General features: G+C 62.4%; 8 protein-coding genes. 6 read left to right on the plus strand and 2 right to left on the minus strand.

Annotated elements, in window-relative coordinates; all coding sequences use genetic code 11:
- Window positions 1–73: 73 nt before the first annotated feature.
- Complete coding sequence (locus BT116_RS14315) at window positions 74–1849, minus strand: sigma-54-dependent Fis family transcriptional regulator (RefSeq protein ID WP_072344807.1); 1776 nt, start codon at window positions 1847–1849, stop codon at window positions 74–76.
- 284 nt (window positions 1850–2133) lie between these two features.
- Here BT116_RS14315 and BT116_RS14320 point away from each other — a divergent pair, with 284 nt between their 5' ends.
- The 6 genes from BT116_RS14320 (at window position 2134) to BT116_RS14345 (ending at window position 11202) form a co-directional block, all read left to right on the plus strand.
- A complete protein-coding gene (locus BT116_RS14320; RefSeq protein WP_072344810.1) occupies window positions 2134–3606 on the plus strand; it encodes a benzaldehyde dehydrogenase in 1473 nt (490 codons plus the stop codon).
- Window positions 3607–3675: 69 nt separating this feature from the next.
- Entirely contained in the window at window positions 3676–4443 is a 768-nt protein-coding gene (locus tag BT116_RS14325) for a coniferyl-alcohol dehydrogenase (RefSeq protein WP_072344814.1), read from the plus strand.
- An 87-nt stretch (window positions 4444–4530) separates the two neighbouring features.
- Window positions 4531–6180: a DUF1302 domain-containing protein gene (locus tag BT116_RS14330; RefSeq protein WP_072344817.1), complete on the plus strand. Its 1650-nt coding sequence runs from the start codon at window positions 4531–4533 to the stop codon at window positions 6178–6180.
- Window positions 6181–6195: 15 nt separating this feature from the next.
- Window positions 6196–7557: a DUF1329 domain-containing protein gene (locus BT116_RS14335; RefSeq protein WP_072344820.1), complete on the plus strand. Its 1362-nt coding sequence runs from the start codon at window positions 6196–6198 to the stop codon at window positions 7555–7557.
- Between the two features lie 68 nt (window positions 7558–7625).
- A complete protein-coding gene (locus BT116_RS14340) occupies window positions 7626–8729 on the plus strand; it encodes a WD40/YVTN/BNR-like repeat-containing protein (RefSeq protein ID WP_072344902.1) in 1104 nt (367 codons plus the stop codon).
- Window positions 8730–8781: 52 nt separating this feature from the next.
- On the plus strand, window positions 8782–11202 hold the full coding sequence (locus tag BT116_RS14345) for an efflux RND transporter permease subunit (protein WP_072344823.1): 2421 nt from the start codon (window positions 8782–8784) through the stop codon (window positions 11200–11202).
- A gap of 132 nt (window positions 11203–11334) precedes the next feature.
- Here the strand turns inward: BT116_RS14345 and BT116_RS31235 are convergent.
- Window positions 11335–11622, minus strand: a 288-nt coding sequence (locus tag BT116_RS31235; protein ID WP_218190415.1) for a hypothetical protein, incomplete at its 5' end; no start/stop codon positions are given.

Here is an 11622-nt window from a genome sequence, read left to right on the forward strand (position 1 = left end):
GAGGGAGCTTGCTCCCGCTGGGGCGCGAAGCGGCCCCAAGACCTGCCTTCGCAGCATCTCCCAGGTTCGGTGTTCAGTCCGGTACACCTTTTTGATGCTTCTTCAACCGATACGCGAACTGTGCCCGGCTCAGCCCCAATGAGCGTGCGGCTGCTGCCAGGTTGCCGCTGCTCTGTTGCAGGGCTTCGTTGATCAGCCGTGACTCCAGCCCGTCAATGGAGAAGTCCGAGTCCAGTTGGCTGAGGGACTGGAGCAGCGCCGGTTTTTCCGCGGGGTCGTTGGCGGCCATGCCCATTGGCGAGAGACCGCCGTGCAGGTCCACGGAATACGCGTCCACCGGCAGTTGCTCATTGCGAAACAGATGGACCAGGTCAATCGCCTGGCCTTCTTCGCTGGCGATCAGGCCGCGTTCGATGAGGTTCTGCAATTCGCGCACGTTGCCCGGGAAGTCATAGCGCAGCAGGACCTTCAAGGCGCGCATGGTCAAGCCCATCGGGGTGCGGCCGTATTCCTGGCAAAAGCGCTTGAGGAAGGCATTGATCAGCAGCGGTATGTCATCGCGACGCTCGCGCAAGGGCGGCAGGGCGATGGGGTAGACGTTGAGCCGATAGAACAGGTCTTCACGGAACGCGCCGTCCGCCACGGCCTTGCGCAGGTCGATGTTGGTGGCCGCCACGACCCGCACATCGACCTTGATGCCGTGGCCACCACCGATCCGTTCGATTTCCCGCTCCTGCAAGGCGCGCAGCAACTTGCTTTGCCCGGCCAGGCTCAGGCAGGTGATCTCATCCAGGAACAACGTGCCGCCATGGGCTCGCTCGAAACGACCGGGGCGTGAATGGGTGGCCCCGGTATAGGCACCGCGTTCGACGCCAAACAGTTCGGCCTCGATCAGGTTGTCGGGGATGGCCGCGCAGTTGAGGGCGATGAACGGACCATCGCGTCGGCGACTCAACTGGTGCAGCTGGCGGGCAAACATCTCCTTGCCGACGCCGGATTCGCCGCTGACCAGCACGGTGGCGGGGGTCAAGGCCACCCGTTGCAAGGCTTGGGTCGCGGCGTTGAAGGCGGCGCTGGCACCGATCAGCGGCTGTTCGCTGTCCGGCAGCGGGGCGGTGCCGGCCACGCTGTCGGACTGGCCATCGGTGCGCGCGACGACCGCTGGCGGTGAGGCGTTGAGGTAATTGAGGTCCTGCTCGACATCGCCCCATTGCTCGGCGGTCTTGCCGACGACTCGGCAGCGTTCGTGCCCCATGCCTCGGCATTCCACTTCGCGGAAGATCACCAGTTGCCCGAACAACCCGCTGACGAAACCGATGGCATAGCCCAGTTCGGTCCAGCACACCGGATCCTGCCCGGTGCCATAGGCGGCGACATGCTCGTCGGCCTCACAGGAGTGGTGCCAGAGAAATTCCCCTTCATAGAACCCGGAGTCGGCATCGAACTTGAAATGCAGCGGCTCGACCTTGGTCATGCCTTCGAGGGTGTGCAGATGCGTGCCAGCGCGAAATACCGCCGCGGCATCGGCGTGGGGCCAGCGTTCGCGTATCAGCCGGGCGTCCCGGGCGCCGGAGGAATAGCCGGTGCGGGTGAGCATCCCACGGGCCTGTTCCAGCCCCTGGCGTTCAATGATTTCCCGGCGCAACGCACCGAAGGATGAACTGTGCAGCAGCAACATGCGTTGGTCGTTGAGCCAGATACGGCCGTCGTCGGGGGAGAAAAACAGACATGCGGTGAGTTCTGCCGTCGTGGGCGAGCTGTTGTCGGTCAGCTCGTTGCTGTCACCCCGTGGACGGAAGTGCTCGGTGGCGATCCGGTGATCCGGCAATTGGCAGTGGGGATTATTCATTGTTATGCCCCTGATGGCGGGTGATCGAAATGATCATCTGGCGAGATAGTTATTAAGCATAACTTTATCAAATGAACAAGTGGTAGCTGGCCAACGGCCACGTCGGCAGATGCGTCGTCGGTCTTGCACTCGACGCAGAGCATTGATCCAGAGCCCTGCGCCAGGTTTATCAATGTCCGCAGGCGAAACCGGCACAGCGCTTGCTCAAGCACTTGCACGGCGTTTGCGTCGATACCTTCCAGGTGCGGCAAACGATGACAACAACAAAGAGCCGGGAGTGTTAAATGTCTGCATCCAAAAGCCACCTGTTGTCCCAGGTGATCGAGTCGGAATGTGTCTTCAACGGTGACTGGGTACCTGCGTCGGGGCTATTGCAATCGATCATTGAACCGGCCACCGGTGAGCGGCTGATGCGCTGTGCCACGGCTGACTCCGCCGACATTGCCAAGGCCAGCCGCGACGCAGCCCTGGCGCAGCCGGGGTGGGCGGCGCTGGGCCCGCGACAACGCGCGGCGATCTTCCGCAAGGCGGCCGAGGTGGCCGAGCATTCCTTCGAAGAACTGGCACTGTACGTGGCTCGGGAGACCGGCGCCGCGCTGTTCAAGGGTCAACACGAAGTGCGCGAAGCCATCGTGCTGTTGCATCAGGCCGCCGGCCTGCTATCCCAGGCCCATGGGGTGGTTCTGCCCAGCGAGGCGGGGCGCCTGTCTTATGCGCGGCGCCAGCCCCATGGCGTGGTCGGCGTGATTTCGCCCTTCAACTTTCCCCTGGTGCTGTCCATGCGCTCCGTTGCGCCAGCCTTGGCGGCGGGCAACGCGGTGGTGCTCAAGCCGGATCCGCAGACCCCGGTGAGCGGCGGTTTCCTCATCGCTCGGTTGTTCGAAGTGGCAGGGCTGCCCAAGGGCTTGTTGCAAGTGTTGCCCGGCGCGGCGGATGCCGGTGAGGCACTGTGCCGTGACCCTAACGTGCGCATGATCGCCTTTACCGGTTCCACGGGTGCCGGTCGCAAGGTCGCTGAAGTCGCCGGGCGCAACCTGAAGAAGGTCGCGCTGGAGTTGGGTGGCAAGAACCCGCTGATCATTCTTGAAGACGCCGACCTCGACCTCGCCGCCCGCAATGCGGCCTGGGGCGCCTGGCTGCATCAAGGGCAGATTTGCATGGCCACCGGGTTGATCCTTGCCCATGAATCCATCGCCGAAGAACTGACCCGCAAACTGGTGGAAAAGGCCCGGGCCTTGACGGTAGGCAACGCCGCCCAGGGCGAAGCCGCGTTGGGGCCGCTGATCAATCAGCGGCAACTGAAACGGGTGCACGACATTGTCAGCGACTCCGTGCGCGCTGGCGCCCGGCTGGAGGCAGGCGGCGAGCACGATCGACTGTTCTACCAGGCCACCGTGCTCAGCGGCGTGAAACCGGGCATGCGTGCCTTCGACGAGGAGATCTTCGGCCCCGTGGCAACGGTGGTCAGCTTCGCCACCGATGATGAAGCCGTCGAGTTGGCCAATCGCACCGAGTACGGTTTGGCGGCGGCGATCATTTCGTCGTCGGTGGGCCGGGCCATGGCCATCGGTGAGCGGTTGCAGTGCGGCATGTTGCATATCAATGACCAGACCGTCGCCGACGAGTGCATCAACCCGTTCGGCGGACGCGGCGCCTCGGGCAATGGCGGCAGCGTCGGCGGCCCGGCGGACTGGGACGAATACACCCAATGGCAGTGGGTGACGGTCAAGGACAAGGCACCGGTCTACCCCTTCTGACAGACAGGTTTACAGGGCCCGATGAGCTGAGGGCTCTGCGAGTACACAAAAATAATAAGAGGACTCAACATGAAACTCGACAACAAGATTGTGCTGGTCACCGGTGTCTCGTCAGGCATTGGTGCTGCCACGGCGAGCCTGCTGCGCACTCATGGCGCCCACGTGATTGGCGTCGACCTCAAGGCGCCGCACCTGACCCTGGACGGTTTTGTGCAAGGCGATTTGAGTAGCGCCGAAAACATCGAACGGTTGCTGCCGCAGCTACCCGCACGGCTCGACGGCCTGTGCAACATCGCCGGGGTGCCGGGCACCGCAAACCCGCAACTGCTGGCGCGGGTCAACTACCTTGGGTTGCGCCACTTGAGCCGTGCGCTGCTGCCGCGCATCAACGCGGGCGGCAGCATCGTCAATATCGCCTCGATCCTCGGCGCCGAATGGCCGTTGCGCCTGGAACAGCACAAGGCGCTGGCGCGCATCGAGGATTTTACTGCCGCGCAAGCCTGGCTGGCCGACCACCGGGTGCCGGACCAGACCTGCTACCAGTACTTCAAGGAAGCCTTGATCGTCTGGACCTACCTGCAGGCCCAACCCTGGTTTCTTGAGCATTCGGTGCGCATGAACAGTGTTGCGCCAGGCCCGGTGTTCACGCCGATCCTCGACGACTTCGTGAGCATGCTTGGCGAGGCCCGGACCCAGGCCGATTCCCATCGCATGAAACGTCCTGCTTACGCCGATGAGGTGGCGGCGGTGATCGCTTTCCTGTGTGCCGACGAGTCGCGCTGGATCAACGGCGTCAACCTGCCGGTCGATGGTGGATTGGCCTCCACCTACATCTGAATGCGCATCCGTAGAACGGTGCAAGCCGCTACCCGAGCGTGTTGGCTGCAAAGCCATGCCCAAAAATAACAATAATGAGAAGCGTCCATGGATAACCTCAAAGATTGCTTTGGTTTCAAGCATTGCGCCCTGTTCCTGGCGTTATGCAGCACCGGTGTGATGGTCGAAAGGGTCCAGGCCATGCAAATGGACCTGGGTGACTCCGACTGGAAACTGCGCTGGGACAACACCATCAAGTACAGCCAGGCCTGGCGCCTGCAGGGGCAGGACAGCCGCCTGACCAACGCCTCGACCGCCAACGGTCTGTACCCTTCGATCCAGAGCCAGGGCGACAAGAATTTCAGTCGCGGCCTGGTCTCCAATCGCCTGGACCTGTTTTCCGAAATGGACCTGAGCCGGCAAAACTATGGTCTGCGCGTGAGCGGCGCAGCCTGGTACGACGATATCTACAACAAGGACACCGACAGCAGCGAGCAGCCCCACTTCCTCAGCGAAACCCGCAAGCTCCACGGCCGTGATGCGGAAATTCTCGACGCCTTCGTGTTCCTGCGCGGTGACCTTGGCGAAGATTCCCAAGGCGTGGTGCGCGTGGGCCGGCACAGTCTCATCTACGGTGAAAGCCTGTTCTACGGCGGCAACGGCATCGCCAATGCCCAGGGACCGAGCGATGTGGTCAAGTTGCTCAGCGTGCCGGGGACCCAGTTCAAGGAGATCCTGCGGCCGGTCAATCAGATTTCCGGGCAGTTGCAGATCAATCCGCAGTTGTCGGTGGGGGCTTACTATCAGTTCGAGTGGGAGCGCTCCAACGTTCCCGGTGCCGGCAGCTACCTGAGCGATGTCGATGCCATTGGCTACGGTAGTGGTCCGTTGCGCGAAGTGTTTGGCAACGACACCGTCAATGCCGGTGACTTGAAACCGCGCAATTCGGGGCAGGGCGGTATGCAGATCCGCTACAAGCCTGATGGGACCGAACTGGAGCTGGGTTTCTACGCCGCGCAGTACCACGACAAAGCCCCGAGTGGCCTGTACGCCTACCTCGACGGCGCCGCCTCGGCGGCCACTGGCTTGCCAATCCTGGGTTCCTATCGCCAGGTCTACGCCGAAGACATCAAAACCGCCGGCGTCAGTTTCTCCACCGCCCACGGGCCGTTCAACTTCGCCGGTGAAACCTCCGTGCGCTGGAACGCGCCGCTGGTCAGCAATCTGCAAGTGGTCGCGCCAGGCCTGGACGTCGATGGCGGTAACGATGAGCTGTTTGCCCGAGGCAAGACCGCCCACGCCAACCTGTCGGCGATTTACCTGTTGTCGCCCACCTCGTTCTGGGACGGCGGTTCCGCGCTGGCCGAACTGGCCTGGAACCGTACCTTGAGCGTGACCAAGAACGCGGCGGCCCTGGACTCCAATACCACCCGCGATGCCACGGCGTTGCGGGTACTGCTGGAACCGGCGTACTTCCAGGTGATCGACGGCATCGACCTGACCGTGCCGATTGGCATGGGCGTGGTACTCGATGGGCGTTCATCGGCCGTCAGCAAGGCAGGCTTCGGCAACACCCACTCCGGTGACTGGAGCGTCGGGGTCAAGGCGACTTACTTGCAGCGTTGGGACGTCGGCCTGAACTACGTGAACTTCTTCGGCGCACCGAAAGCCGGGCTGCGCGAGGACGGCAATTTCAGTTACGGACAGTCGCTGGCCGACCGCGATTTCGTCTCGCTCTACGTGAAAACCTCATTCTAATAAGGTGGATTCGCCATGCAGAACAACACATTGCTCAACACCTGCCTCCTGACGCTGGCCCTGGCCGGCGTGAGCCTGGCCCAGGCGGCGGTGTCGCCTGAACAGGTGGCACGCTTGAAGTCTGAACTCACGCCCCTCGGCGCCGAGCGCGCCGGTAACGCCGATGGCAGTATTCCGGCCTGGGACGGTGGCTACACCAAGGTCGTGGCCGGCTACAAACCGGGCGATAAGCGGCCCGATCCGTTTGCCAGCGACAAGCCGCTGTACTCGATCAAGGCGTCGAACATGGAGCAGTACGCCGGCCAACTGGCGGAAGGTACCAAGCTTCTGCTGAAGAAATACCCGGACTACCGACTGGACGTGTACCCCACTCATCGCTCGGCGGCGGCACCACAATGGGTGTATGACAACACCGCCAAGAATGCCGGCCGCGCCACGTTGGATGTCGAGACCGAGAAAGTCAGCGGTGCCTTCGGCGGCATTCCGTTCCCGATCCCGGACAACGGCACGCAGGTGTTGTGGAATTACCGCTTGTCCTGGCAGGGGGCCGAGACCATCAGTGCGCCGTTCGATACGTGGCTGATGACCGCTGGCGGCAAGAAAGTCCAGGCCACCCGTGCCCTGTTCAGCTACCAGTTTCCCTACTATTCCGAGAACGGTAGCCCGGAACAATTCGCTGGCAAGTACCAGGTCGGCAAGTTATTGACTGAGCTGCCGTCCTCCAAGGCCGGAGAAGGCCTGATGACTCATTGGGACCTGGACCCGGGCAACCGTGCGGCCTGGCAATACCTGGTCGGCCAGCGCCGAGTGCGGCGGGCGCCGAACATCGCCTATGACACGCCGGACTTCGTCACCTCTGGCGTTGGTCTGTTCGACGAAGCGTTCATGCTGTTCGGCCCCACCGACCGCTACGACCTGAAGCTGGCGGGCAAGAAAGAACTGATCGTTCCCTACAACAATAATCGCGCCGGCCTGGTCAAGAGCGACGAGCTGGTCAAGCCGAACTTCCTCAACCCTGACCTGGTGCGTTGGGAGAAGCATCGGGTCTGGGTGGTCGAGGCCACGCTCAAATCCGGCAAGCGCCATGTGGTGCCGCGTCGGACCTATTACATCGATGAGGATTCGTGGCAGATCCTGTTGGTCGACGGCTATGACGCCCAAGGCAAGTTGGGACGGCAGATGTATTCGCTGACGCTGTTGGCCCCGGACATGCCGGTGCTCACTTCACAGGTCATGTGGGGCAGCTACAACCTCGATACCGGCGCCTATTTCCTCAATTCGTCGAGCAACGACCTGGCGGTCCAGTACCAGAAGATCGCCACGCCTTCGGCGTCCTTCTACACCCCGGATGCCATGGCGAACGAAAACATGCGTTGAACCCTGGAGCACCGCGGCGGGTGAGAGGCTCGTCGCGGATGCTGGCGATTTTCGAAGTGGGAAAAGACATGAACGTTGAACAATGCTTTGCGAGTTTTGCCCGGCGCTGGGGAGCCTGTGTCCTGGCGTCGTGCCTGTTGGCCAATAGTGCCATCGCGGCACCGGCCACGACGTTCGCCGCGCTCCAGCAATCGGCCTTACCGACGACCAAGGCACCGCGTGCGGTGTTGCTTGGCTTGACCCGGGCCGGGGAGCGTCTGGTGGCGGTCGGTGAGCGCGGCATTGTGTTGCTCTCGGACGATTCCGGGACGACCTGGCGCCAGGCCCGCGTGCCGGTCAGTGTCAGCCTGACGGCGGTGCAATTCGTCGATGCCGAGCAGGGTTGGGCGGTCGGTCATCTGGGCGTGGTGTTGCACACCCAGGACGGCGGGGAAACCTGGCAAAAGCAACTAGACGGTCAGCGTGCCATCGCCTTGGCGGTGCAGTTCGCTGAGCGCGATGTCAATCAACCCGACGGTACCAGCCACTTGGCGCAGGCACGGCGCATGCTCGATGACGGACCGGATAAACCGTTTCTCGACCTGTACTTCAGTGACCGCCTGCACGGCTACGTCGTGGGTGCCTACAACCAGATCTTCCGTACCGACGACGGCGGGCGAAGCTGGCAGCCGTGGATGCGGCATGTGGACAATCCCCAGGGCTTGAACCTGTATGGCATCCGCGCCGTGGGCAACGATCTGTGGTTGGTGGGTGAGCGCGGTTTGCTGTTGCGTTCGACCGACGCCGGGCAGTCATTCCAGGCCTTGAAGTCGCCGTATGAGGGCAGCTTCTTCGGTCTGCTCGGCACCCGCGACGGGGCCTTGGTGGTCTATGGCCTGCGCGGCAACGCCTGGTGGTCCGGGGATCGTGGCAACAGTTGGCGCCGCCTTGATACCGGTATCGAATCGACACTGGCGAGTGCCCTCCAACTGCGCGACGGCGGCCTGTTGTTGGCCAGCCAGAGTGGTGAGCTTTTATTCAGCCATGACCAGGGGCGAAGCTTTGACAAGCGGCAGAGCCGCAGCGGCGGGACCCTCGCTGCCGTGCAGCAGGCGGTCGACGGCAGCCTGACCAGTGTCGGCTTGACCGGCGTGGCCGCTGACCAGGATCCGCGGGCCGCAGGTCAACCTTGAAACTTCACGGTGTAGCGCTATCGGGCCACGGCTCGTGCAACAGGAGTCAAACTTGAAAGACGATAAAACTCAAACCGTGATCGGCCGCCAGGAAGACTTTGACCGGGCGTCTGGCAACTTCGCTGAGCGAGCGATCTTCAACCATCGACCGCTGGTGATCCTGCTGTGCCTGCTGGTGACGCTGGTGCTCGGTTGGCAAGCCACGCGCATCGGCATCAATGCCAGCTACGAGAAGACCATTCCCACGGGGCATCCCTATGTCGCCAATTTCCTGGAGAATCGCAAGGAACTGAGCGGCTTGGGCAACTCGCTGCGCATCGCCGTGGAGGTCAGGCAGGGGAGCATTTTCACCAAGGACTACCTCGACACCCTGGCCAGGCTCAACGACGAGCTCTATCTGCTGCCGGGCGTCGACCGCCCTTACATGAAATCGTTATGGACCCCGACCACGCGCTGGACCGCCGTGACCGAAGACGGGCTCGACGGCGGCACGGTGATCCCTGACGACTACGATGGCTCGGCCACCAGCCTCGAGCAGGTGCGGACCAACGTGGCCCGCTCCGGGGAAGTCGGTCAATTGGTCGCCGGCAACTTCAAGTCCAGCGTGATTTTCGTGCCGTTGCTGGAAATCAATCCGCAGACGGGCAAGGCGCTGGACTATGGCGAGTTTTCCCGGCAACTGGAGGCGCTGCGAGACAAGTACCAGACCGATGACCTGCGGATTCATGTCACTGGCTTTACCAAGATCGTCGGCGACCTGATCGAGGGCATGACCCAGGTACTGCTGTTTTTCGTGGTGGCGGTGCTGGTGACGGTCTTGGTGCTGTTTGGCTACACCCGCTGCGCGCGAAGCACCTTGGTGGTGGTGATCTGTTCACTGGCGGCGGTGCTTTGGCAACTGGGGCTGCTAGCGCTGCTCGGTTATGAACTGGACCCTTACTCGGCCTTGGTGCCGTTCCTGGTGTTCGCCATTGGCATGAGCCATGGCGCGCAGAAGATGAACGGCATCATGCAGGACATCGGCCGTGGCACCCACCGGGTGGTCGCCGCGCGCTATACCTTCCGCCGACTGTTCGCCGCCGGCATCACCGCTTTGCTCTGCGATGCGGTGGGCTTCGCGGTGTTGCTGCTGATCAACATTCGGGTGATCCAGGACCTGGCAATCACCGCCAGTCTCGGGGTGGCGGTGCTGATTTTCACCAACCTGATCCTGCTGCCGATCCTGCTCAGCTACATCGGCGTCAGCCCGGCGGCAGCGCAACGCAGCCTGAGTGCGGAAACCACCGAGCAACAGGCGCAGATCAAGCATCCCCTGTGGCGTGTGCTCGATTTGTTCACCCAGCGGCGCTGGGCCACGGGCGCCATGTTGACTGGCTTGCTGTTGGCCGCGTTTGGTTTTGCCGTGAGCCTGCACCTGAAAATCGGCGACCTGGACCCCGGCGCTCCAGAGTTGCGTGCCGACTCGCGTTACAACCGCGATGCGTTGTTCATGACCCAGAACTATGCGGCCAGCTCGGATATTTTCGTGGTCATGATCAAGACTCCCGAGGATCAATGCACCCGTTACGCCAGCCTGTCCGCGGTAGATGCGCTGGCCTGGCAACTGGAGCAATTGCCCGGCGTGGAATCGACCACCTCGATGGCCGCGCTAAGCAAGATCGCCACGGTCGGTTATAACGAAGGCAACTTCAAATGGTATGAGCTGATCCCCAATGACGGCGCACTGGGTGCCGTGCAAACCCGTGCCCCACGAGAACTGTTCAATCAGGGCTGCTCGATGCTGTCGCTGTACGTTTACCTGGCCGATCACAAGGCTGATACCTTGAACCGGGTGGTGGAGGCCAGCGAGCAGTTTATCGCCGGGCACCAGATGCCCGAGGTCAAGTTCATGCTCGCGGCCGGCAGTGCGGGTATCGAAGCGGCGACCAATATCGTGGTGAAGAAGTCCATGCGCGAGATGCTGTTCTGGGTCTATGGCGCGGTCAGCCTGCTATGTCTGGTGACCTTCCGCAGCTGGCGCGCAACCCTGTGCGCGATGCTGCCGCTGATGCTCACCTCGATCCTGTGCGAGGCGCTGATGGTGGGGCTGGGCATGGGGGTGAAAGTCGCGACACTGCCGGTCATTGCACTGGGCGTGGGCATCGGGGTCGATTATGCGCTCTATGTGTTGAGCGTTATCCTGGCGCGAATGCGGGCCGGTGACACCTTGGCCCAGGCGTATTACCAGGCGCTTCTGTTCACCGGCAAAGTGGTGTTGTTGACGGGCATGACTTTGGCTGTGGCGGTGTCGACCTGGGCGTTCTCGCCGATCAAGTTTCAGGCTGATATGGGGATTTTGCTGGCCTTCATGTTCTTGGTGAACATGCTCGGGGCCTTGATCTTGCTGCCGGCGTTGGCTTGGTTGCTGTTGCCGCAGAGGGTGTTTTTAAAAAAGCCTGAGTTGAGTCGGCAGGGGCGGTGGGTTAGAGGGTGATATGGCACTGCGCAATATCTGCGTTAAGCCAGCGTGGTTAATGGGCCGCCGAGATCAACGAGGCGGCCTGATCGCCGTCCTGGTTCTTTGGTGGTCGCGTTTCCTCTGCAAGCGAGCTTGCTCGCGAAGGCGTCAGCCCAGAGACCCCGTGGCGTGGGTTGGCTTGAAGCTGATCGTCCCCACGCTCTGCGTCACCTTCCAGAAGCGGAACGCGGAGCGTCCCTGGCGGCATTCCCACGCAGGAGCGTGGGAACGATCGAACCGCCAATCCCCTGTGGGAGCGGGCTTGCTCGCGAAGGCGTCAGCCCAGACAATCCATGGATTGGCTTGAAGCTGATCGTCCCCACGCTCTGGTGTGCATCCCGTGATGCTCTGCGTCACCTTCCAGAAGCGGAACGCGGAGCGTCCCTGGCGGCATTC

Origin of the sequence: Pseudomonas sp. NFACC16-2, from assembly GCF_900119205.1 — a bacterium.
GTDB classification, from domain to species: domain Bacteria; phylum Pseudomonadota; class Gammaproteobacteria; order Pseudomonadales; family Pseudomonadaceae; genus Aquipseudomonas; species Aquipseudomonas fluorescens_Q.

Bases quoted from the DNA above. Each gene is read 5' to 3' on its own strand.
- BT116_RS14325 (WP_072344814.1), top strand. From the start codon at position 3,676: ATGAAACTCGACAACAAGATTGTGCTGGTCACCGGTGTCTCGTCAGGC.
- BT116_RS14335 (WP_072344820.1), top strand. From the start codon at position 6,196: ATGCAGAACAACACATTGCTCAACACCTGCCTCCTGACGCTGGCCCTG.
- BT116_RS14320 (WP_072344810.1), top strand. From the start codon at position 2,134: ATGTCTGCATCCAAAAGCCACCTGTTGTCCCAGGTGATCGAGTCGGAA.
- BT116_RS14330 (WP_072344817.1), top strand. From the start codon at position 4,531: ATGGATAACCTCAAAGATTGCTTTGGTTTCAAGCATTGCGCCCTGTTC.
- BT116_RS14315 (WP_072344807.1), bottom strand. From the start codon at position 1,849: ATGAATAATCCCCACTGCCAATTGCCGGATCACCGGATCGCCACCGAG.
- BT116_RS14340 (WP_072344902.1), top strand. From the start codon at position 7,626: ATGAACGTTGAACAATGCTTTGCGAGTTTTGCCCGGCGCTGGGGAGCC.